This window comes from Prosthecobacter fusiformis, assembly GCF_004364345.1.
Lineage (GTDB): Bacteria > Verrucomicrobiota > Verrucomicrobiia > Verrucomicrobiales > Verrucomicrobiaceae > Prosthecobacter > Prosthecobacter fusiformis.
In genome coordinates this window covers 141664-164339 of the sequence record NZ_SOCA01000008.1, presented here as the reverse complement: position 1 = coordinate 164339, position 22676 = coordinate 141664, and the positions used below count along the sequence as shown (strand labels likewise).

21 protein-coding genes are annotated in these 22676 nt (G+C 57.7%); 13 read left to right on the top strand and 8 right to left on the bottom strand.

Annotated elements, in window-relative coordinates; translation table 11 throughout:
• Window positions 1-38: 38 nt before the first annotated feature.
• Together EI77_RS17975 and EI77_RS17970 are read right to left on the bottom strand one after the other, a co-directional pair.
• Window positions 39-1925 carry a hypothetical protein gene (locus tag EI77_RS17975; RefSeq protein ID WP_133796679.1) on the bottom strand — a complete coding sequence of 629 codons (1887 nt, stop codon included), beginning with the start codon at window positions 1923-1925 and terminating at the stop codon, window positions 39-41.
• Window positions 1922-2638 carry an ATP-binding cassette domain-containing protein gene (locus EI77_RS17970; RefSeq protein ID WP_133796678.1) on the bottom strand — a complete coding sequence of 239 codons (717 nt, stop codon included), beginning with the start codon at window positions 2636-2638 and terminating at the stop codon, window positions 1922-1924. The genes EI77_RS17975 and EI77_RS17970 overlap by 4 nt, the downstream gene beginning before the upstream one ends.
• A 180-nt stretch (window positions 2639-2818) precedes the next feature.
• Between EI77_RS17970 and EI77_RS17965 the strand changes: the two genes are divergently transcribed.
• Both EI77_RS17965 and EI77_RS17960 read left to right on the top strand, forming a co-directional pair.
• Window positions 2819-5416: a right-handed parallel beta-helix repeat-containing protein gene (locus tag EI77_RS17965; protein ID WP_166647344.1), complete on the top strand. Its 2598-nt coding sequence runs from the start codon at window positions 2819-2821 to the stop codon at window positions 5414-5416.
• 107 nt (window positions 5417-5523) lie between these two features.
• Complete coding sequence (locus tag EI77_RS17960) at window positions 5524-8085, top strand: MFS transporter (protein ID WP_133796676.1); 2562 nt, start codon at window positions 5524-5526, stop codon at window positions 8083-8085.
• Window positions 8086-8106: 21 nt separating this feature from the next.
• Here EI77_RS17960 and EI77_RS17955 read toward each other — a convergent pair whose 3' ends face one another.
• The 3 genes from EI77_RS17955 to EI77_RS17945 form a co-directional block, all read right to left on the bottom strand.
• On the bottom strand, window positions 8107-8568 hold the full coding sequence (locus EI77_RS17955) for a hypothetical protein (RefSeq protein ID WP_133796675.1): 462 nt from the start codon (window positions 8566-8568) through the stop codon (window positions 8107-8109).
• Between the two features lie 3 nt (window positions 8569-8571).
• Window positions 8572-8886 carry a hypothetical protein gene (locus EI77_RS17950; RefSeq protein ID WP_133796674.1) on the bottom strand — a complete coding sequence of 105 codons (315 nt, stop codon included), beginning with the start codon at window positions 8884-8886 and terminating at the stop codon, window positions 8572-8574.
• Window positions 8887-8981: 95 nt separating this feature from the next.
• On the bottom strand, window positions 8982-9467 hold the full coding sequence (locus tag EI77_RS17945; protein WP_133796673.1) for a hypothetical protein: 486 nt from the start codon (window positions 9465-9467) through the stop codon (window positions 8982-8984).
• A gap of 112 nt (window positions 9468-9579) precedes the next feature.
• Between EI77_RS17945 and nadA the strand changes: the two genes are divergently transcribed.
• From nadA to EI77_RS17930, 3 genes are all read left to right on the top strand, one after another.
• Entirely contained in the window at window positions 9580-10521 is a 942-nt protein-coding gene (nadA, locus tag EI77_RS17940) for a quinolinate synthase NadA (RefSeq protein WP_133796755.1), read from the top strand.
• Between the two features lie 111 nt (window positions 10522-10632).
• Window positions 10633-11571: a diacylglycerol/lipid kinase family protein gene (locus tag EI77_RS17935; protein WP_133796672.1), complete on the top strand. Its 939-nt coding sequence runs from the start codon at window positions 10633-10635 to the stop codon at window positions 11569-11571.
• Between the two features lie 2 nt (window positions 11572-11573).
• The gene (locus tag EI77_RS17930; protein ID WP_166647343.1) at window positions 11574-12407 is read left to right on the top strand and encodes a metallophosphoesterase family protein; all 834 of its coding nucleotides are present in this window, start codon (window positions 11574-11576) and stop codon (window positions 12405-12407) included.
• A gap of 19 nt (window positions 12408-12426) precedes the next feature.
• Here EI77_RS17930 and EI77_RS17925 read toward each other — a convergent pair whose 3' ends face one another.
• A complete protein-coding gene (locus EI77_RS17925) occupies window positions 12427-13587 on the bottom strand; it encodes a pyridoxal phosphate-dependent aminotransferase (RefSeq protein WP_133796670.1) in 1161 nt (386 codons plus the stop codon).
• Between the two features lie 113 nt (window positions 13588-13700).
• Between EI77_RS17925 and rarD the strand changes: the two genes are divergently transcribed.
• Complete coding sequence (rarD, locus tag EI77_RS17920) at window positions 13701-14588, top strand: EamA family transporter RarD (RefSeq protein WP_166647342.1); 888 nt, start codon at window positions 13701-13703, stop codon at window positions 14586-14588.
• Here the strand turns inward: rarD and EI77_RS17915 are convergent.
• Entirely contained in the window at window positions 14579-15022 is a 444-nt protein-coding gene (locus tag EI77_RS17915; protein WP_133796668.1) for a DUF2721 domain-containing protein, read from the bottom strand. The two genes, rarD and EI77_RS17915, sit on opposite strands and share 10 nt — an antisense overlap.
• Window positions 15023-15096: 74 nt before the next feature.
• Here EI77_RS17915 and EI77_RS17910 point away from each other — a divergent pair, with 74 nt between their 5' ends.
• Both EI77_RS17910 and EI77_RS17905 read left to right on the top strand, forming a co-directional pair.
• Window positions 15097-15888, top strand: coding sequence for a glycerophosphodiester phosphodiesterase family protein (locus tag EI77_RS17910; RefSeq protein ID WP_133796667.1), 792 nt, complete (start codon window positions 15097-15099; stop codon window positions 15886-15888).
• A 44-nt stretch (window positions 15889-15932) separates the two neighbouring features.
• Window positions 15933-16670: a platelet-activating factor acetylhydrolase IB subunit gene (locus EI77_RS17905; protein ID WP_133796666.1), complete on the top strand. Its 738-nt coding sequence runs from the start codon at window positions 15933-15935 to the stop codon at window positions 16668-16670.
• A 94-nt stretch (window positions 16671-16764) separates the two neighbouring features.
• Here EI77_RS17905 and EI77_RS17900 read toward each other — a convergent pair whose 3' ends face one another.
• Window positions 16765-18114, bottom strand: coding sequence for an MFS transporter (locus EI77_RS17900; protein ID WP_133796665.1), 1350 nt, complete (start codon window positions 18112-18114; stop codon window positions 16765-16767).
• Between the two features lie 471 nt (window positions 18115-18585).
• On the opposite strand from EI77_RS17900, the gene EI77_RS17895 reads away from it, so the two are divergent.
• The 5 genes from EI77_RS17895 to EI77_RS17875 all read left to right on the top strand — a co-directional run bounded on the left by EI77_RS17895 (window position 18586) and on the right by EI77_RS17875 (window position 22408).
• Window positions 18586-18846 carry a hypothetical protein gene (locus tag EI77_RS17895; RefSeq protein ID WP_133796664.1) on the top strand — a complete coding sequence of 87 codons (261 nt, stop codon included), beginning with the start codon at window positions 18586-18588 and terminating at the stop codon, window positions 18844-18846.
• A 46-nt stretch (window positions 18847-18892) separates the two neighbouring features.
• Window positions 18893-19042, top strand: coding sequence for a lmo0937 family membrane protein (locus EI77_RS17890; RefSeq protein WP_133796663.1), 150 nt, complete (start codon window positions 18893-18895; stop codon window positions 19040-19042).
• A gap of 43 nt (window positions 19043-19085) precedes the next feature.
• Window positions 19086-19403 (top strand): ElaB/YgaM/YqjD family protein, encoded by a 318-nt coding sequence (locus EI77_RS17885; RefSeq protein WP_133796662.1) that lies wholly within the window; start codon window positions 19086-19088, stop codon window positions 19401-19403.
• 52 nt (window positions 19404-19455) lie between these two features.
• Window positions 19456-21213 carry an AI-2E family transporter gene (locus EI77_RS17880; protein WP_133796661.1) on the top strand — a complete coding sequence of 586 codons (1758 nt, stop codon included), beginning with the start codon at window positions 19456-19458 and terminating at the stop codon, window positions 21211-21213.
• 88 nt (window positions 21214-21301) lie between these two features.
• A complete protein-coding gene (locus tag EI77_RS17875; RefSeq protein ID WP_166647341.1) occupies window positions 21302-22408 on the top strand; it encodes a zinc-binding metallopeptidase family protein in 1107 nt (368 codons plus the stop codon).
• Window positions 22409-22676: the final 268 nt, after the last annotated feature.

Below are 22676 nucleotides of genomic sequence, written 5' to 3'. Positions count from 1 at the left end.
ACCTGTTTTGTTTCCTGGGGATGCGACGCTTTTTGCCGTCAGGGGGCGTCACCGTTCCAGTCGCCCCGGCCCCGGCGGGCGGCTTGGAGGGCGAGCCAGACATTGAGCTGATGAACGGCCTCACTCATGAGGAGGCAGGCGGGGAGGGTGATCCAATGGCGGCCTTGACTGATCTCGGTGGCGGAGAGGAAGATGGCGATGCCCGTCGCACTCAAAAGCGCGGCAGCGGAAATGAGCAGCATGAAACCATAGAAAAGGGAGATTCTTTTCCAAAAGCCGCGCCATTCGATGAAGGTGAAGAAGACTCTGAAAAACTTCATGGTCTCCACGTAGCGGATGGCGAGAGCCCCCACGAAGAGCATGAACGTGAGGGTGACGAGCGAAAGCTCTCCATGGATGAAGCTGGCGAGAGTGAGCGGCCCCTGGGTGGTGATGCCCACGATGGAACGGAGGCCGATCCACAGCAGGCTGGTCGTGGCGATGACGGCGACAATCATCAGGAGAAGGAGGAAGCGCTGGAGCAAATGGCGTCGCTGGCATGCAAAGAAATGCCGGGCATGGATTGCCGGGTCCACCGGCAGACGCACCCACTGGCTGAGCGTCAGCGGAACGCTGTACGGGAGAGCCATCCGTGTGAAGCCCAGATTGATGACAAGAAGGAGGAATGCGGCGAGGATGAACCATATGCCATGTTGTTCCCGCCACATGTCGGGCAGCCAGGCGGTGGCCTCAGCTAGCAAGGGGACTGAGATGCCCGTATATAAAGCCATCTTCCAGGCGGTTTTCATCTGCGTGGACTCGGGAGCGAGGGGCCAGAGGCTTTTTTCCAGGGGGCAGCCGGGTCCGTTTGTTTGCAGGATTTCGCGGCAGCGGGTGGCGATGGCTGTGCGGAATTCTTCTGAGACGGGGGTGGCGTGTTCCCGAGGTGCGTCCGGATGGACCAGCAGTGGGACGGACTCGTCCTCTGGAAAGTGGCCGGTCTCGTCACCTATCTCGGTCGATTCTTCATCCTTGTAAGCGGAATCATGGATGCCGTGGTGCCATTGTCTGATGGCCTGGGCAGCGTAGGTTTCCGCCCGCCACTCTAGACCATCCGCGGGGGCCTCATCGGCAAAGGCGTGACCGCGGTCCCGCAGATGATGAGTGATGAAAAAGACGGCCAAAAGCAGGGCACCGGCACAGCCTAGCACAGGCCCTGTGGGAAAGGCCCCTCCCAGGACCCACTGGACGATCTGTGCCTGGGGCAAAAACTGAGCGTTTTCCCCGATGAATACGGGTGATGAAAGCGGGCGAATAAAGAGCCTCAAGAACTGCCAGGACAAGAGGAGCATGAATGCGCCGAAGAATACCCGGAAAATGCGGTCCAGCGGGGATGGCAGCATCAGGAGAAGCACCCCGAAAGCAAGCGAAGAGCCGACGATGAGAGTACCACCGGCGATGGCCTGGGCTGCAGTTTCCCAGGTGAGCGTGTCTGTGACAATCACACGCATGAGCAGCATGGGCGTACTGCCGATGATGATGAGAGACAGGCATTTGATCCAGGCCCGTTTTTGAATGAGGAAAAGCACATAGACATACACCTGCCTGCCCTGGGCGGGGGTATTCACCAAAGGTTGTACATCGGGTACGTCGTGACTGAAAATCCGCTGGGCGGCGATGAGGCCCAGTCCCAGGAAATTTAGCGCGATCAAGCCGCAGGCGGCGGGCAGGGCCATCATCTGCGGTTTGTCCAGGAGCGTGTCCACACACATGAAAACACCGATGAGGATCAATGACGTGACGGCCCAGAACCGCTCGCCCCAGGCTTTCCGGCTGAACCAGCCCCTGGTGGAGCGTGTCCGGCTGGCCTTCCAGTCATCCGGGCTGGTCTGACGCACGGCACGGGCCAGGCTCCTGACGGTGGCTTTGTCCCAGAGCGGATTCATGAGCGTGGGGCGATCAGAAGCGCATCGAGCCTGCGCGGATCACGCTGGAGGTCATTCTCGGTATCATACATAGTTAGGCGGCCCCGGCTGATGACGGCGATTTTATCCGAAAAACCACAGGCCAGATCCACCATCTGGGTGCTGTAGATGAGGATGCGTGCGCGTTTTTTGACAGCGTCATCCCCTTCCTGGCGGAACGTGGCGATGCCCTGGGGATCCATGCCGGAGGCGAAGGGCTCATCCAGCAGCCACAACTCAGGATCTACGGTGGCCAGTGCGGCCAGGGCCGTTTTATAGCGCTGCCCGCGTGAGAAGGTATGCACGGGAACCCCGCAGAGGGAGGCGATTTGCAACTGGTCCATCAGGTCGGCAACACGCTGCTCAATGCCGGGGCGGTCGGCTTTCCAAAGTTTCAAATGCATGGCGATGACTTCCAGCGGATCCGTATGGCTGAAGAGGTCCGGGAAATCGGGCAGAAACATGAGTCGCTGGCGCAGGTCAATGCGGCCTCGTTTGAGGATTTCACCATCCATGCGGATATCGCCAGAGTCCGGGCTGGAGAGGGTGGCCAGGCAGCGCAGCAGGGTGGTTTTACCCGCGCCATTGGAGCCGAGCAGGGCGACGGTTGTTCCGGCGCTGATCTCGGCAGTGACATCCTCCAGGACCTTGATTCGGGGAAAGCGTTTGCTGATGCAGTTAAGCCAAAGATCCATGTGGAGCGAGTTGATTGTGCCCAGAGAAAGGACCTGAAACGAAGCTCGTCCAGTGATTAATCATGTGCTGATGCCGGGGGAGGCAACGGGGGCTGCGTGTTTATGGCGGCGTGCTCTTGCGCCATTCGCTGCTCCGCGCTACACGCCAGGATGCGCTTTGTTTCTGCTCTCGCTTTTCTTTTGTCTGTTTCTCCGGCCCTGGCGGAGGTGGTGATTTCTGTCGGGTCCTCGGAAGCGGTAAAGACTCCGCTTGAGGCTGTGCAAAAGGTGCGCGAATTGCGCGCGGGCGGGGAGAAAGGAACAGTGCGGGTGGAGTTTTCCAGCGGTGAGTTTTTCCTGGCTGAGCCTCTGAAACTGGAGGCTGCGGACAGCGGTTTGGAGATGGGGCCGACGATCTATCAGGCGGCCAAGGACGCGAAGGTGACCTTCACGGGCGGTAAGAAAGTCGCGGGTTGGAAAGAGGCGAAAGATGGGCTGTGGCAGGCGAAGGTGGAAGGTAAGTTTGAGCAGATGTGGATCAATGGCCGGCGTGCAGTCCGTGCCCGGACACCGAACGCGATGGACAACCGGCCGGGGGCGGTGGGCGGTTATTTCAATGCGAAGTCACAGGCTTCCACCGACATGTTTAAAGACCTGAAAAAGCCGAGTCATGAGGCCTTCGTGGCGCGACCTGCGGACTATGCCCTTTTGAAAGCGCTGACGGCGGATGAACGTGCAGATGTGCTGCTGACAGTCATGCAGACATGGACGGTGGGCCAGTGCCGGATCCAGGAAATGAACGATGCGGCGAATGGCATCCGCATCGTCGGTACGGCGCTTTATCCGTTTGTGCAGTTTGAGCCGGATCAGCGCTGGTATGTGGAAAATTTCCGGGCAGCCCTGGATGCTCCAGGCGAGTGGTTTTTAACTCGAGACGGTGATCTGCTGTATAAGCCGCTCCCGGGCGAGGACATGACGAAGGTGGAAGTGGTGGTGCCAGTGACGGAGAAACTGCTGCTGATGGACGGTGTGCAGCATGTGAGTTTTGAGGGCATCACCTTTGCTCATACCCAGTTCCAGTATGGTCCGGCGGGGCACCACGACCGGCAGGCGGCGGCAGGCACGGGGGCGGCCATTGAGGTGGATCGCAGCCAGCACATCCGGTTTCACGATTGTGAATTCAAACACATCAGCAATTATGCTCTGTGGTTCCGCACCGCCTGCGCCCTTAGCAGCGTGACACACAGCTACCTGCATGACCTGGGCAGCGGTGGCGTGCGGATCGGGGATACGAAGATGCCGGACGATGCAACCCTGACGCATCACATTGTGGTGGATGATTGCATCATTCATGGCGGGGGAAGGCTATTCCCGAGTGCCTGCGGGATTTTCCTGGCTCATGCGGCGGACTGCGAGGTCACACACTGTGACATTGGCGACCTTTATTATACTGGCATCAGTGCGGGCTGGGTGTGGGGATACAAACACAGCCCGGCTAAAAGGAACCGGCTGGATTTCAATCATATCCATCACCTGGGTTGGGGTGTGCTGAGTGACATGGGCGGATTTTACGGCCTGGGCCGCAGTGAGGGGACGACGGTGAGCCACAATCATGTGCATGATGTGGGTAGCTATCGTTATGGCGGCTGGGGCCTCTATACGGATGAGGGCAGCACGGGCGTGACGATGATGCACAATGTAGTGCATGACACGAGTGAATCCACCTTTCACCAGCACTACGGGAAATGGAACCAGGTGAGCCACAATGTCTTCGCCTATGGACGCAAGGCGCAGATCCAACGCTCCCGCCCGGAGACACATGCCTCCTTTGCTTATGAAAACAATGTGGTGATCTATGAGGGGGAGAAGCTGCTGGATGGCAGCAACTACAACTGGGGGCCGGGCACCTATGAGATGCGCAACAATGTCTATTGGAACAGCGCTGGCCTACCGGTGATGTTTCACGACACAGACCTGGCCGGTTGGCAGGCAAAGGGACACGACGAGGGCAGCATCGTGGCCGATCCTTTGTTCGTGGATGCGGCGAAGCGGAATTTCCGCCTCAAGAAAGAAAGTCCGGCTTTGAAGATGGGATTCATTCCTGGGGATGCGAATAAGGCAGGTGTGCTGGGGGATGGCGACTGGCGCAAGCTGGCGACGGCGCTGTCCTTTCCTGATTTTTGGGAAAAGTCGAAACCCTGGCCGATGCCAGCTTATGAGGTGGATGAAACCTTTGAGCACATGGGCCTCAGTTTCCCCATCCTGCCGCGTCAGGAGATCCATTGGCAGAATAAAGGGGACAGCGTCTATGTGGTGGATGATCAGGCGGCGAGTGGGAAGCGCAGCCTAAAAATCACAGATGCACCGGGGCTGGACCCCTCCTGGGATCCGCATCTGGTGCTGAAGCCGGGTTATCAAAGTGGCAAGGTCACCGTCGCCTTCCAAGTGCGAACGGAAAAGGGCAGCAAATTCTTTGTCGAATGCCGTGGACCGGGCAGCGCTTATCAAACCGGGCCCAGCGTGGCATTTGACAGCGGATACATCCTCGAAAAACGCAGCAAAACCAAGCTGGCCCTGCCGCCGGATACCTGGGCGAAGATCGAAATGACCGCCACTCTGGGTGCGGAAAACAAGGGTCAATGGACGCTCAAAGTGACCCTGCCCGGCCAGCCTGTGCAGGAATTTGCCAACCTGCCCTGCGATGCCGAGTGGAATGAGCTGGCCTGGCTTGGTTTCGTCAGCTCAGCCAAGGAGAAGGTGGCCTTTTGGCTGGATGATCTGAAAGTCAAGGTGGAGTAGGCAGGCGTGGGTGGTGCATTCCGGCGGTTTGTGCCAGATCTTTCCCCTGAGGATGATCTTTTTATGGCGACTTTTACGCATGGGCTGTCAATTTGCCCTCCTTACACATGCCTGCCCCCACTGCCCCAGATCCTGATACTCTAGACAAGATGAAGTCTCTGCCCGGCCGGGCCTGGGTTTCAATTGCCCTGGTGCTGGGGGCGACACTGCTGAATGCCTTCAATGACAATCTACTGAAGATGATGCTGGTGGGGCTGGCCCCGAAGGTGGTGAGCGGGGCGCTGGGGGAAAACATCGGCGTGTGGCTGGGGGCGATGATCCTGCTGCCGTTTATTCTCTTTGGGCCTCTGTCGGGCTATTTCGCGGACCGGTATTCGAAGAGGGCAGTCATTTTGGCGATGCTTGTTGCTCAGTCGCACATCCTGCTGCTGGCGGGGCTGTGTTTCCATCTGGCCCTGGGTGAGCTGAGCATCATCCTCGCACTGGGCGCGTTTTTCCTGCTGGCGGTCCAGTCCACTTTTTACAGTCCGGGGAAGATGGGCATCCTCAAGGAAGTGGTGGGTTCCCGTCGCCTGGGTTTCACCGTGGGTTGGCTGCAAATGGTGACCATGATCGGTATCCTGGCCGGTCTTGGCGTGGGCGGTGCGTGGTTTGATAAGCTGTATAACGAGCATGGAAATCCCTGGATGGCGGCAGCAGAGCCCATCTGGTGGCTGTTTGGTGTGGCAGTGGTGGCGATGGTGGCGGGTTTTTACATCCAGCGCACTCCGGCCCACCCGGCGGTGAAATATCGCCATGCGCTGTGGTGGGAGCATTTTACCCATCTCAAGGAAAGCCTCTCGTATCCGCCGATGCGGCGCGCTTTTTTGGGCAACTCCACTTACTGGTTCGTGGCCAGCATGGCCGCGGCCATGTTTGTGGACATCGGGCTGGCTTTATATCCAGACCAGATGGTGGGCGGGGCGGCCACGGCTTCTTCGAAGATGACTTTGATGGTGGGCGTGGGCACGGTGGTGGGGAGCCTTTTTATCTCCTGGGTGAACCGTCGCTCCCTGCAACTGGGCATGATCCCTCTTGGGGCTTTGGGGCTGGCGGGGGCACTGTTTTATGCGGGTCTGACACCGGTCGGGACGGTGCGGTTTGACTGGGCGCTGGCGCTGGTGGGTTTCATGGGTGGCTGTTACATGGTGCCTATTCAGACCTTTATCCAGGACACGGCGGATGCGGAAAAACGTGGCCGTGTTCTCGCCTCCATGAACCTGCTGGATAGTGTGGCTGGCGTGCTAGGCGTGGCGACTTTGGTGGCGCTGAAGGCCATGGGATTCAGTTTCCAGTGGCAGTTTTGGCTGCTGGGTGTGCTGATGCTGGTGGCCACGGTTTATATCGTACAACTGCTGCCGCATTACCTGCTGCGCTTCATCGCGCTGGCCATCGTGCGCAGCATTTATAAAGTGAAGTCGGTGCATCATGAGCGGGTGCCGAAGGATGGCGGCACGATGCTGCTGCCTAACCATGTGAGTTATGTGGATGCCTTCATCATGGGGGCTTCGTGCACCCGGCAGGTGCGTTTTGTGATGTGGGATGCGCTTTATAACATCCCGGCGATGACGTGGTTTGTGAAACTGTGCGGCACCGTGCCGATCTCCCCCACACGGGCGAAGGATGCCATCCGTACGGTGGCGGCGGCGCTGAAGGAAGGGCGCATCGTGTGCCTTTTCCCGGAGGGGCAGATCACCCGTCATGGTCTGGTGAATGACCTGCGGAAAGGCTATGAACTGATGGCCCGCCAGGGGGATGCCCAGGTGGTGCCGGTGTACATGGATGGTCTTTATGGGAGCATCTTTTCCTTTGAAGGAGGTCTGTTTTTCAAGAAGTGGCCGAAGAGCCTTCGCTACCCCATCAAGGTGTATTTCGGCCATCCGATCCCTGCTAAGCAGGCGACTCCTGAGGCGGTGCGTGCGCAGATGCTGGCACTGAGCGCGGAGGCGCTGATGACGCGCAAGGAGTTCGAATCCACCGACAACGGCGATAAGCAGCAGATCATCGGCAATGCGCTGCGCCTGATGGAAACGGAGTGGGTGCGCCAGGGGGAGACTTTACTCTGTCTGGCCCCGGTGAGTAGTGTGATCCACCAGACGCTGGTGGCCTTTGCAGAAATGAAGGGCCGGGTGCGCGTGGTCACGGAGGCGGCTTCGGTCATCGGCTGTGCGGAGCAAAGCGTGGTGGCCGTGGGGGATGCCAGCCTGCATGAAAAGCTGGCCGGTGTATCCGAATGGACCCGCCTGGGTAAATACGCGATGCTTTGGGCGGATGCCCAGTATCCCGTCTCTGAGGACATCACGATCTACCGTGGCCTGCTTCATTCGCAAACGGGGGCGCTTATCGCCACCTGTGTACCGAATCCGCAAATGCCGGATGATGAACGTGGCCTGCAAATGGGCATCATTCCAAATACCTATGGGCGTCTGCTCCCAGGCTATGCAGTGAAGACCGTGGCTGAAGGGCTGGAGATCTCCATCCTTACCCCGCAGAATCCAGGGCCGGTGATACTGCCAGGGATCGAGATGGATGATCGCGGATTTTTGATGCCCGTCGGCACCCACGCAATGGCCCGGGGTACCGAAGCCGAGCGCGTGGATGACAAGGAAATCACGGTGGTGCCGCTCTAACCTTGGGTGGACCTGGAGAGCTTACGGACGGCCGATGAAGTTGGTGTGCTCGTCGCTGTAAGTGGGGTCTGCACTTGGGTTCAGCGGCTGGGTTTCACCGCCATCATCAGGCGAAGGATGTAAAAGGGAATCCAGCAGGAGCTGGCTGTCCTCCAGAAAGGTCTCAGCCGCGCGCTTGAGGAAGTCCCCTTCTTCAGCGCGGGTATGAATGAGCACGAGGGTGCATTCCTGGCGGAAGCAAACGAGCACGTGACAGGTATCGTAGCCGAACCAGAATGTCTGTACGTGCCGTTCGTCGCCACTGGCAAAGTGGTCGCGTGCGTCATGCAGGGTATGCAGAAGCCTCTCTGTACGAAACTCCTCATACGGCAGGAGATTGATCAGCACCTGGCGGCGCCAGCCGAGGAGGGCACCATTGACGGCACCACCGTGTTTCAGGCGTTCCAGCGCTGCACGTAGGGAAGGGGTGATTTTTGCAGCCATGGGTTATGCCTCCTGGGTAGCGACTTTGGTGAGCAGTTCGTAAAGCAGGGTCTTTTTGCCGATCAAAGATCCCGCGCCGGGATCCTTGGGGCCCGTCCCTTCGCCAAAGTAGGCGTAGTTCACCGTCAGGTCCTCCTCCTGCAGGGTGCCCGTCCAGGCATCACCGAGGTTTAAGGCATCTCCAATTTTGGAGCCGAAGTGGCGCAGGCCTTGGAAATCGGCGGCAAAAGCGTCCACGAGTTCCTGTCCGGCGGAGCTTTCGACGTGACCCTCTTTGAGGGTGAACAATTTAAGAGGAGGGGGTTGGGCTTCGCTCATAATGAATTTCCTCTCAAAATTCGGTTGTCAAAGCAAGCCTGGACGCTCAGACCGGTGACTTTTTCATTCGGGTCATCGCATCGTGCACGATTTGGTCATTCATGGTCGGCGTTGGAATCTAAAGGTTCTTGGAGCGGATGGCAGCCCATTCTCCAGTAGCTGGCCAGCATGCCTGCCAATGTCGTGGGATTGGCACGCAGCTCTTCTTTCATCGCCATGATTTCATCCAGTTCCCTTTGGAGAAAGCTCTGGGTGCGGGGGCTATGCAGAATTTCAGCAAAAGCCACTTGGTCCTCCGGTGACCAGTTTTGAAACTCTGTCTGGATGCTGTGGAGGGTGAAACCAGATGCATAAGGCTCCAGGTCCTCGGGCGGAGCTGCGGAGAACTCTGAATACTGCCGCTCCTGGCCAGATGCCTGGCGGGACCTGAAGAACATCACTTCAATATGAGGATAGAGATGCTCAATCGTTTCGATCGCCATCAGCTCATGTACAGCCTTGGCCTGGGAAACGAGGCGGATCAGTTCCGCCACCGGTGTCGGGTCGAGCGCAAAATGCAGGCCAGAAGGAAGCTGAGGCATAGGCAGCCGAGTTTGACGTGGACTTGAAGCGCAGACAAATGTCTTTTTCATCCTTGCCTTGATGAGACTGTTTCTCCCTTGAGCAGGGGGGAGTCCACGCTATATCATGAGCATGGTCGCAGTCGCCACACCCACCCTTGTTTCTGAAATCCTCCGCCTGAAAAATGAGCGGAATGCTGTCATCCTTGCGCATAACTATCAGTCCAAAGAGATTCAGGAGATCGCTGATTTTGTGGGAGATTCCCTTGGGCTGGCTTATCATGCCAAGGAAACGGATGCGGATGTGATCGCCTTTTGTGGCGTGCATTTCATGGCGGAGACGGCGAAAATCGTGAACCCGACGAAGACGGTGATCCTGCCGGATGCCAATGCAGGCTGCTCGCTGGAGCAGAGCTGCCCAGGGCCGCAATTGGAGGCTTTTTTGAAAGCGAATGAGGCGAAGAATTATTACGTCATCGCTTACATCAATTGCAGTGGCCATGTGAAGGCGCTGAGCGACTGCATCTGCACCAGCGGTAACGCGGTCAAAATCGTCAATGCAGCGCCGCTGGATCGTCCGATCTTGTTTGTGCCAGACCAGAATCTGGGAAGCTGGGTGATGGAGCAGACGGGGCGCAAGATGGACCTGTGGAAAGGGGCCTGCTATGTGCACGTGGAATTTACCCGTGACAGCATCCAGGGCATCAAGGACGAATACCCGGATGCGGAAGTGGTGGCGCATCCTGAGTGCACGTATGCGGTGCGCATGCTGGCGGATGTGGTGTGCTCCACGGAAAAAATGGTGCACTACTGCCAAGCCAGTCAGGCCAGTACGTTCATCATCGTGACGGAAAGTGGCATGCTGCACCGCCTGGAGCGGGAGGTGCCGGGCAAGCGTTTCATCCCTGGGCCGACGGGGCACTGCGCCTGTGCCGACTGCCGGTACATGAAACTGAATACGCTGCAAAAGCTCCATGATTCCCTGCGGGATCTAACGCCGCAAGTGACCATGCCGGAGGATATCCGCGCGCGGGCTGAAAAGCCGATTTTGCGCATGCTGGAGCTGAGCAAGTAACGGTCACTGGTGACGTGAAAGGTGGCTGCACTGAGCATTCGGGACAGCCATCAGGAGGTTGAGAAACGAATATTGTCCGTGCTCACTATGGGCAACTGAGTATCCTCTCCCATGAATCCTGAACCGCGCCGAAGCCTGTGCATCATCTTGAACCGGGAATCAGGGACCCTGTCCACCCTGGGGCCGGATGTGGTGGAGGAGGGGTTGCGGGAAATATTTGTGGAACTGGGCTGTGAGGTGGAGATTTCACAAGTCACAGGAAAAGAAGTGCAGGCCGCACTGGAAAAGGCACGCGATGGGACGGCGGACGCGGTAATCGTCGGTGGTGGAGATGGCACGGTGGCCACGGCTGCGACCGTCTTCGCCAGACATGATAAGCCCCTGGGTATCCTGCCGCTGGGCACCTTCAATCTGGCTGCGCGGGATGTGGGCATGCCGCTGGACTGGAAAGAGGCGGCTCGGGCACTGGTGACGGCTCCAGTCGGGGCTATGGATCTGCTGGATGTGGCTGGGCGGCTTTTCATGTGTGTGGTGGTGCTGGGTTTTTATCCTGCGCTGGTCATGGGCAGGCCTGAGTACCATGGGAGCTGGATCGTGAAATCCGGGCGCACGCTTTGGGATGCGTTGAGCAGTGCGGCTACCTATCCGCCTCTGAATCTGAACCTGCATTCCGATGGGCAATTGCAGCGGCACCGCACCCGCATCGCGCTGCTGGCTAACAATGATTACGAGGACATCTTTGGCATCATCCCCCGGCGGCGCAGCCTGGATGCGGGATACTTCACCGTGTATATTTCAAAACATCAGACCCGGTTTGGCCTAGTGCGCTCCATGGTGGCATGGGTGCTTGGACGCTGGAAGCAGGATCGCGAGATCATCGCCATCCAGGCCACGGATATGGAGATCGATGTGAGACGCAGCCGACGCATCCCGGTGATGATGGATGGGGAGGTGGAAAAGCTGAGCGTGCCTTTCCGTGTGAAACTGGTGCCCAAGGCGCTGCACGTCATCGCCCCACGACTGGCCGAGGAAACGGAAGCCGCCGCCTGATTATGCGTCTGGTTCATCTTTCGGATCTACATTTTGGAGCCGTGACGCCGGATATGCCGGCCTTTCTGCGGGATGCTGTGCTGAAGGTGAATCCGGAGGTGGTCATCGTCAGCGGAGACCTGACCCAGCATGGGCGGGCACGGGAGTTTGAGGAGGCGCGGGCATTTCTGGATTCCATCCCACTGCCGCAGGTGGTGGTGCCGGGGAATCATGATGTGCCACGCTGGTGGATGGTGTGGGAGCGGTTCCGCCGTCCCTGGCGTCATTTCCGCAAGCTGGTGCAGGAGGATTTGGAGCCCGTCTGGAGCAGCGAAGGCTTGTTTGTCATTGGCACGAACTCGGCGCGGATCGCCGGATGGCACCTGGACTGGTCACGCGGGCGGCTTTCGCATCATCAAATGGTACGCATGGTGAAGACAGCTCAAGATGCCGATGCGAATGCACTGCGGGTACTGGTGGTGCATCATCCCCCTGCGGCCCCGCCCCAGGGGACGCGGAGGCACCTCATCGGCAGGCAGCGCGAGTTTTCCCAGTCGGTCAACATCGCCGGGGTGGACCTGATATTGGCCGGCCATTTTCACATCAGTTATGCGCAGACTTTGCGCCTGAGTGGTGGCAGCGCAGCGCGTAGCTGTGTGCTCTCCGCTGTTTCCACGGCCATCTCTCATCGGCTGAAGGGGGAGCCTAACGGATTCCATGTCATTGAGGGAGATGCCCATGAGATCCTGGTGCAGGCCTGGGGCTGGAATGGTGTGGGCTACAGCCCTGGCAGGAAATGGCTGTTTCAGCGGACCGACGAAAAACGAGATTGGAGCGAAGTCGGCTCGCTCGTCTGAGTGTGGATGAAGCTGGGGGCTATCTGCCGCGCTTCAGGCCTGCCACCAGTTTTTCTCCAGCCGCATGCAGGGTGGCCTCTTTTTTGGCGAAGTGGAAACGGATGAAACGGTGCTCTGGCTCCCGATAAAAGCTGGAGCCCGGCACGCCTGTGACACCCACCTCCTGCGTCATCCAAGCGGCAGCTTCCGTATCTGTGGCGAAGCCTAACGAACTGATGTCCAACAGCGTGTAATAGGCTCCCTGCGGCTCTGTGAACGGCAGGCCGGTCTGGTGCAGGTAAGGGAGGAAAACATCACGCTTGGCATCGTAGTCCTGTTGTAATTCAGTGTAGTAGCTGTCTGGGAAATCCAGTGCGGTGACGGCTGCCTCTTGCAACGGCGCAGCCGCCCCGACGGTGAGGAAATCATGCACCTTTTTCGCCCGTGAGATGAGATTTTCCGGAGCGATGACATGGCCCAGACGCCAGCCGGTGATGGAGTAAGTTTTGGAAAGCGATCCACAGCTCAGGGTGCGTTCCCACATCTTCGGCAGGGTGGCGAAGTAAGTGTGCTCATGCGGTGCATAGACGATGTGCTCATACACCTCATCCATCAGCACGAAGGCATCGAATTCATCGGCCAGCTCGGCGATGAAAAGCAGCTCGCCACGGGTGAAGACCTTGCCGCAGGGGTTGGAGGGATTGCAAATGACGATGGCCTTGGCTCCATCCTCAAACGCCTTGCGCAGCTCATCGCGATCAAACTCAAAGTTAGGCGCGTGCAGGGTGATGTGCACCGGGATGGCTCCGGAAAGGATGGCATCGGCCGCATAGTTTTCGTAAAAGGGGGAGAAGACGATGACCTTGTCCCCCGGATCACAGGCGGTCATCATGGCCACCATCATTGCCTCCGTGCTGCCGCAGGTCACCACCAGATGCCGGTCAGGATCCAGGTCCAGTCCGGTGGTGCGGGAATGCTTGCGGGCGAGTGCCTGGCGAAAACGCGGCGCACCCCAAGTGACTGCGTATTGATGATGAGGTCCACGGATGGCCACCGCCAGCGCTTCAATCAGTTCCTGCGGCGGATCAAAGTCCGGAAACCCCTGCGCCAGATTGATGGAACCATGGCGGTTCGATTGCCGTGTCATCTCCCGGATGACGGATTCTGTGAAGACTTCAAGGCGGCGTGCTGGCTGAGGCATGGGAAAGAAATACGAGTTCCCATCATACAAGATCAAGTAGGATGAAAGGCAAATGCAGGCGGTATCATTCGTCAGTTGGAGCGCCGGAAATCATGTGCTTTATAGAGCCCCTTATGACCCGACCCCCTGCCTCCGCCATCTTGAGCGCGGTCATGGCTTTTGGTCTGTGGGGTGTTCTGCCGGTGTATTGGAAATGGATCGGCCATGTGGGGGCGGATATTGCGGTGGCGCAGCGGGTGGTCTGGACGATTGCATTGACCCTTCCGCTGCTGCTGCTGCGGGGTGAGCTGGCCACTTGGGTGCGGGATCTGCGGCGGGGTGATGTGCTGCGCACGCATGCCCTGGCGGCGGTGCTGCTGGGGGTCAATTGGGGCACTTTTGTGTGGTCGGCTCTGCATGGGCACTTGGTGGAATGCAGTCTGGGTTACTTTTTGAATCCGCTGCTGAATGTCCTGATCGGCTATGTGCTGCTGGGGGAAAAACTGACGCGCTGGCAGAAGGTGAGCATCGCACTGGCCACGTGTGGCGTGCTCTTGCAAATGCTGGCCGTCGGGCGTCCGCCCTGGATCGCGCTGGTGCTGGCGCTGACCTTTGGGTTTTATGGGCTGGTGCGGCGGAAGTCAGTACAGGGGCCGCTGTCCGGGCTGGCCACAGAGTCCTTGGTGGCGCTGCCGCTGGCGGGTGGATTTTTGATCTGGCAGGGGCTGCAAGGCGGACCTGTCTTTGGCGATGGCAGCCCCAAAGATCTGGCCCTGGTCCTGGGGCTGGGCGTGGTGACCACGGTGCCCTTGCTGGGCTTTGCCCATGCGGCACGGAAGCTGCCATTCAGTTTGTTAGGCCTGCTTCAGTTCCTGGCTCCCACCGGGCAATTTCTGCTGGGGGTGCTGGCGTATGGGGAGGCTCTGAGCCCGATGTCTCTGGTAGCCTTCGCTTTCATCTGGAGTGCAATTGGGATCTTCTGTGCTGACCTCATGCGCAAGCGTCCACCGGATCAGCGATGAGCCACCTCCGCAGGCATCTCCAGCCACAGGGCTTTGAGGGATAGATTGATGTCAAAGATGAAGAGCAGCAGGGAGCCGATGAGGCTGAGCAGGCACAGTACAAATAGGATGACGATGATGGCTGCGACATTCAGTGACAGCAGTGACCCCAGGAATAAACCGATGATGAGGAGGGCCACCAGCAGAACGCTGACGGCGGAAAGGGCAATGGCTGCGCGGATGATGCGGGCGCGGCGTGCCAGGATGGTCAGCTCCTGCAGCAGCTTGGGCCGGTCATCTCCGGCGGTGCGCAGATCATTGGCCAGATGACGCGTGCGGTCGATCACCCGGCCATAGCGGTTGGTCATGCTCAGCAGCAGCAGGCCGATGCCTGAAATGAGGATGACCGGGCCGATGGAGAATTGCAGGGTGGGGATGAGATCGGCGAGAGTCATGGGGATAGGGAGTGAAAGTTGAGTCCCATTCCTGGGAAAGCAACGGCTCATCATCGGCGTTGTCTAAGCTTCACATGAAATTTTTGCCCCTTCTCGTTGTGCTATCCTTGTCCGCCAGTCTCTCTGCTGTTGAAATTGTGGCCCATCGTGGGTTTTCATCGCGTGCGCCGGAGAATACGGTGGCCGCTTTCAAACTGGCCTGGGAGCAGGGCGCGGATGCGTGTGAGCTGGACCTGCTTTTGACGAAGGATGGGGAGATCGCCGTGCTGCATGATGAAGATGCCAAACGCACCACCAAGGTGCCCATGCTGGTGGCAAACAGTAGCCTGGCGGAGCTGCAGGCCCTGGATGCTGGCTCATGGAAAAAGGCGATCTTCAAAGGCGAAAAAATCCCCAGTTTGGAGGAGAGCCTGGCCAGCATGCCCCTGGGCACAAAACGCTTTTTGCTGGAGGTGAAAAGCGGGCCGGAAGTGGTGCCTGTGCTGGCAAAAAAACTGTCCAAATGGAGGCTGCGCGGGCACCAGCTCTGCATCATCGCCTTTAACCGTACGGTGGCGCAGGAGTGCAAAAAGGCGCTGCCCTGGATCAAGGTTTACCGCCTTTCTTCCGAGAAGGAAAACAAGAAGCCAGTGGACCTCACAAAACTGATCGCTGACACCAAAGCGGATGGTCTAGATGGCCTGGACCTGGGTCTGAAATGGAAGTGGAGTGAAGCCATGGTGAAGCAGATCAAGGATGCGGGGCTGGAACTGCACGTGTGGACCGTGAACCGGCCCGGGGATGTGAAGCGCCTGGCAGAGCTGGGCGTGGATGGCATCACCACGGATGATCCGGTGATGGCTCGCAATGCATTGGAGAAGAAATGATTGTAATGCCCCTGCACTCACGTTTTTAATCTCCCTTTCCAACCATGAAAAACATCCTGCTTGCCTCTGCCCTCCTTGTTTCCGGCGTCTTCGCCGCAGACACTAACCTCGCTACCAACCCTGTCCCGCGTGAAGGCGGCTGGGTGAAGCGTCATGAAAGTTTCAATGAGATTTCCAAGAAGGGAGAGGCGACTCTGGTCTTCCTGGGGGACTCCATCACCCAAGGCTGGGAAGGGAAGGGCAAAGCCACCTGGGAGAAATTTTATGCCAAGCGCAACGCTGCCAATTTCGGCATCGGTGGGGACCGCACAGAGCACGTGCTGTGGCGTCTGGACAATGGCAACTTTGACGGCCTGAAGCCCAAGCTCATCGTGCTCATGATCGGCACCAATAACACCGGCCATGTCGGCCGTCCGCAAAAGGAACTCAATGGTGCCATTTACGAAAGCTCCGCTGAGCAGACTGCGGAAGGCGTGAAATTGATCCTTGAAAAGCTGAAGGCCAAAGCTCCCGCAGCCAAGATCCTGGTGCTGGGCATCTTCCCGCGCGGTGAAACCCCGGCTGATGCGATGCGCCAGCAGAATGAGAAGACCAATGCCATCATCGCCACCCTGGCTGATGGAAAAACAGTGTTCTACCAGGACATCGGCAAAACGTTTCTCCAGCCCGATGGCACCCTCACCCGCGAGATCATGCCTGACCTCCTGCACCTCTCCGAAAAAGGTTATGACATGTGGGCTGAGGCCATCGAGCCGAAGATCAAAGAACTCCTGGGTGAATGATGATACGGGTGGCCAAGATGCCGCCTGATTTTAGAACGGGGGCCCCCAGCACATGGGTGGCCCCTTTTTGCTGGCCAGAACTTGAGCCTTGGGATCAGACCTTTCTAGATTCCTTGGGGGTCCGGGCACCCAAGCCCAGGAAATACACGATGATGGAGGCTAGGAGCATGGACGAGCCCAGGAAGATAAAGCCGCTCTGATAGGAGCCCGTGACCGTGCGGATCTTGCCCATGATAAAGGGTCCGAAAGCTCCGCCCAGATTGCCTACGGAGTTGATCAGGCCGATACTGCCAGCGGCCGCTGCCTCTGCCAGGAATAGGCTAGGCAGGGACCAGAAGGCAGGCATGTATGTCTTAAATCCGGCGAAGGTCACCATGAGGCAGACCATGGTCAGAAACAGATTGCCGAAGGTGGCCGGGGCACAAAGCATGGCGATGCCACCAATGACCAGCGGTATGCAGGCATGCAGCCTGCGTTCCTGGAAATGATCCGAGCTCCAGCCTCCGAAAAGCTGCCCACACAGCGCCAGCATTGGCGGTAGGACGATCAACCAGATGAACTGGTCACGGCTGACGGCATACCAGTCATGGATCACGCTGGGCATGAAGAGTTCCATGCTATGGCTGCAGGTCGTGATGCAAAAATAAGCTGCACAGAGCAGCAGCACCTTTGGGTGGCGGAAGGCCTCCAGCAGGGTCATCCGCTTGCCCCGTGTCTTGATCTGGCGTTCGCGCTCCAGTTCAGCTTCCAGGGCATCCTTTTCTTCCTGGGTCAGCCAGGTGGCCTGCCGGGGTTTATCGGTCAGCAGCCATAGCACACCGATGCCCAGCACAATGGCAGGAATGGCCCAGGCAATGTAAACCCACTGCCAGCCCACCAGGCCCATGAACTTAGGATGGACAATGGTTTCACCTGTTTTCAACACCTCTGTCGTGCCGATTTTCAGAAGCCAGTTGGAAATCGGGCTCAGCATCTGGGCGAAGGGGGTCGCCACTAGAAAGTAAGAGAGAGCCTTGGCTCTGTCCCGGGAGGTAAACCAATGGGTGAGATAAATGATGACGCCGGGGAAGAACCCGGCTTCGGCCAGGCCCAGGAGAAAGCGCACGGTGTAAAATTCCACCGGGGTGCGGACAAAGGCGGTAAGGCCAGCCATGAAACCCCAGCTCACCATGATGCGGCAGATCCATTTCCGCGCGCTCCACTTTTCCACCATCAATGACCCCGGAATTTCCAGAAGGAAGTAGCCAATGAAAAACAGACTGCTGCCAAAGCCGATGACCGCATCCGTAAAGTCCGGCATGTCCTTCATCATCGTCAGCTTGGCCACGGCCACGTTCACCCGGTCCACGTAGGCGATCATGTAGCTGATGAAAAGTACGGGCAGCAGACGCATGAAAGCCTTGCTGCGGGCGCGGTCGAGTGGGGATTTTTGGGCGGTAGCCATACTGGGCGCCGATGCTAGCCCTCACATTGCAAAAGGCTAGATAAATGCTTTGAACGCGGTTTTTGGCTCCATCCTGAGAGGGAACAAAAATCCAACAAGCACAATTGCAAATCGCAATAAATCCTCGGGTCGTTTGCACGAAACTAACCCAGATTGCATTTGGGGTGAGACCTAACAAAAATTGTAATCCGTTGATGATGAGCGAATTAAATCAGGCGACTTCGGCTTGGCACCCCCTGTGCGATAAGAAGGCTCATAACCCCGGCTCTGTTATGATCAACACAAACCCCAACTCCGGCTACTCGCAACTTCGCGTTGCATCGGTGGCCATTGCTCTTGTTGCGTTATTCGCAGCGGTGAGCGGGTCAGCGGGTAGCGCGACGGTCCTGACTTGGGCGGTGGCTGCTATCGCCCTGACCACGTTCGCGGCGAGCTTCTACCTCAAAAACTAAACACGCTCCTATTACCATTATGACTACTGCACCCCGCACCAATGAGGTCCTCCACGAGACTGCCAATGACTTCCGCGCCCTCGGCGATGCCGTGAAGCATGATCTCAATGACCTTCGTCAAGAAGCCCGCGTCCGCATCGACACCTACACCCAGAAGGTGAAGGAAGATGCCAATCAGAACCTGGGCCAGTTGCGTGAATACACGGTTCAAAATCCGATGCGCGCTCTGGGCTATGCTGCCTTGGGCGGGATGTTCTTCGGTCTCTTCCTGCGCCGCTAATTCGCTTTCCTTTCACACTCAATCCCACCCTTAAACTACTACCCATATGCTTTACACTGTCGCTGTCGTCCTTCTTATCCTCTGGCTGCTTGGTCTTGTGACTAGCTACACGCTTAGCGGATTCATCCACATCCTGCTCGTTGTGGCCATCGTGGTGATCCTCCTTCGCGTTATCCAGGGCCGCAAGCCTCTGTAAGGCTTATTTTCATCCCTCAATCAAACTCTAAACTGTTCACGTCATGAGCTTACTTTTCAAACGCAAACCGCTGAGCAATTCCGAGCGCATCCATCACAGCCTGCGCAATATCTCCGAAGAAGCCAAGGGCATCCTTGAGAGCATCGGAAAAGAAACAAACGGTTATACCGGTCACGTCAAAGAACGCCTGGCAGGCATCGCCGACTACGCTGGTGAAGCCAGTCACGAGATCGAGCGTCAGCTTCGTCAGAAGGCTTCGAACCTGGATACCATGGTGCATAAGCGCCCATATGAATTCCTGGGCGTTGCCATCGGTATCGGTCTGTTGTTCGGTCTGCTGGCTAGCACCAGCCGCCGTTAATTGCGACTAACCCATTCCCCCCAACCAACCAAAGGAATAGCGGAACCCATTCATGGAAGCCCTCCAACTTCAGTTGGCTCCGCTCATCCGGCTCGCCACGGTGATGCTCACCGTGGCGATGTTGTGGTCGGGCAGGGAGTTTTTTATCCCTTTGGCACTGGCAGCTCTGTTTGCCTTTTTGCTGAAACCGGTCGTCTCTTTTTTCAATCATAAGCTGCACTTTCCGAGGACGGTGGCTGTCATTCTGGTGACGCTACTGTCCTTTTCTGTACTGGGTTCCCTGGTCTGGGGTCTCGGGGTGCAGTTGCATGAACTGGCCAAGGATCTGCCTGGCTACCGGACGACCATGCACCAGCGGATGGTGAGCCTGCGGCAGGTCGGGGAAGGAGGTGTGCTGGAGAAGCTACAAAGCCTCGTGCAGGAGATCTCCAATGCCCCGAAGACCCCTGAAGAGGAGCTCTTCGGTGCGCCCAAAGATGAGGCGCCTGTATTCATCGAAAAATCCACCAACCAGCTCCAGGAAAGCGCCATGACGGTAGTGAGCTACCTGGCTGACAGTCTGGGCATGGCGGCCATTGTGATTGTCTTCGTCATCTTCATGCTTTTACGGCAGAATGATGTGCGCAACCGGGTGATCCAACTCGTCGGTTATAGCCGTCTGACCACGACAACGCGGGCACTGGATGAAGCCGCATCCCGCGTGAGCCGGTATCTGCTGATGCAGACTCTGATCAACAGTGTTTATGGATTGCTGCTGGCATTGGGTTTTTGGGCCATTGGCCTGCCTTATATGATTCTGTGGGGGGCCTTGGCTGCATTGTTTCGTTTTGTGCCCTACATTGGTCCCTGGATCGCAGCCATCCTGCCGCTGGCTTTGAGCTTGGCCGTTTTTGATGGATGGACTCAGCCATTGATGGTGCTCACTCTCATTACCAGTCTGGAACTGCTGACGAACATGATCTTGGAGCCGCTGCTGTATGGACAGAGCGCAGGGGTTTCGGACCTATCGCTGCTGGTAGCCATCGTCTTTTGGACCTGGATCTGGGGGCCGGTGGGTCTGCTGCTGGCGACACCCCTCACCGTTTGTCTGGTGGTGTTTTCCAAATACATACCGGAATTGCGCCACATCGAGATCCTCATGGGAGAGAAATCTGAAGTCCAACCTGCGCTGCTGGTTTATCAGCGGCTGCTGGTGGGAGATATCGAAGAGGCGGAACAGCTTCATCGTGAAATGGTGAGGGACATCGGCCAGGAGAAAACCATCGACCTGTTGCTGCTGCCTGCGGCCGTGCATGCCCGCCGGGAAATGCTGGCAGGGAAGCTCAGTAAAGAAGAGGTCAGTGAGATTTTGGAGACTCTGAGCAGCCTTTCTGGGGATGCTTTGGAGGAATCCCCTCCGCCGCCGGCTGCCGGTGGGCACTTGGTGCTGTGCCGCAGCCTGGATGCCTCGGCCGATGCCATCGCGCTCCGTTGGTTGGCCCGCAACGTCGCCCCGGGGCAGGTGCAGTGGGAGTCAATACCCCAGTCGGCCTTGGTCTCTGAAGTCATCGCGCAGGTGAATGAGCTGAAGCCAGAAGTTGTCTGCATCAGCGCCATGCCACCCGGTGTCAGCAGCACGGCACAGCTCCTGTGCAAGCGGCTTCGTCATCGCTTTCCAGAACTCAAAATCCTGCTGGCCCGCTGGGGCGCAGCCCAGGCTGAGCGCAGTGTGGATACCGGTGCCACCTGGGTGGTAACTACGGCGGAGGCTGCACGCGAGCGGCTGGAGGATGCCCTGCATGTGCAGGAATCTTCCCCAAAGGCATCCTGAACCGGACTGCTGGCCGATTTTTCAATTGCTCACTAAGCTATTCAGCGAAACAAAAAACGATCTATTCTTTACCCCCACCCACTGTTCCATGAGGACTTATCTTTGCATCTGCGGTCAGCCCGTCTTTTTCAATAACAGCGTCTGCATCTCTTGCGGCAGAGCCGTCGGTTTCGATCCTTTCTCCAAAGAAATGCGGGAGCTGGATATGACGGGTGAAGACGGTGTCTTGCAATTGGCTCAGGCGGAAACTCCCAAGAAGCGTGGCCTCTTCCGTCGCACGCCTAAAGTGCCCGAACCACCGCGCTACCGCTTCTGTGCAAATTTGCACGTCTGCGGCTGCAACTGGCTGATCCCTGCCGACGCTGCACCCGAAACACTGTGCCCTGGCTGCATGACCACGCGGGTCATTCCTGACCTGTCACTGCCAGGAAATCCGGAACGCTGGAACAGGCTGGAGACAGCGAAACGAAGGCTGCTTTTTACTCTTCTGGATCTTGGACTGTGGGGACCTGGAGCGAAGCTCCAGACGACCCTGCCGCTGGTCTTTGACTTCCTGCAAAATCTGCCTGGGCAGCAGGTGCTGACGGGGCATGAGAACGGCGTTGTCACCCTCAATGTGCAGGAGGCGGATGATGACCATCGCGAAAAAACACGCCTGGAGTTACGTGAGCCTTATCGTTCCCTGCTGGGGCATTTTCGCCATGAGTCCGGCCATTTCTATTGGGAAGTCTTGATCAAAGGGACACATCACCTGGATGAATACCGGGCTTTGTTTGGCGATGAAACGGCTGACTATGCCACAGCCCTGCAACGCAATTATACAGAAGGCCCGCCTCTGGGCTGGGATCAAAATCACATCAGTGCGTATGCCTCCTCCCATCCGTGGGAGGACTGGGCTGAAACATGGGCTCACTGGCTGCATATGCATGATACTTTAGAGACGGCGGAGGCGGCCCAGTGCCGCACGAACATTGTCCGCCCAAAGATCGATCCTGCCCTGCTCTGTGAACCTGGGCAAAAGCCGGAGGCGGAACACCAGGCTTTTTGCGAGCGGATCAGTCATTGGGTGGCTTTGACCACACTCGTCAATGAACTGACCCGCAGCATGGGCCAGCCTGATGCCTACCCCTTTGCCAGTGGTGGCGCAGTCCTCAAAAAACTGTTCTTCATTGAGCGAGTCGTGCGTGGGGTATAGCGCGTCAAGAGATGCCATCCAGATCCACTCTCCCCCTTACCAGGGTGGAGAGTGTTTTTGTGTACAGACAAGAGTTTTGAGGCCAATTTTGATGAGTGAATGCATATTGCATTTAGCATGAACGAATGTCATTTGCAGTGTGCAAAAAGCTCGAAAAAGATCGCTCGGTCAAAATTCACTGTTTCGTAAACTGTTGATCATCAGTGTTTTGTGCAGTGGTTAGGGCAATTGGCAAGCCCTGTGCACTAGGGACTAGTGTCGTTTGCAA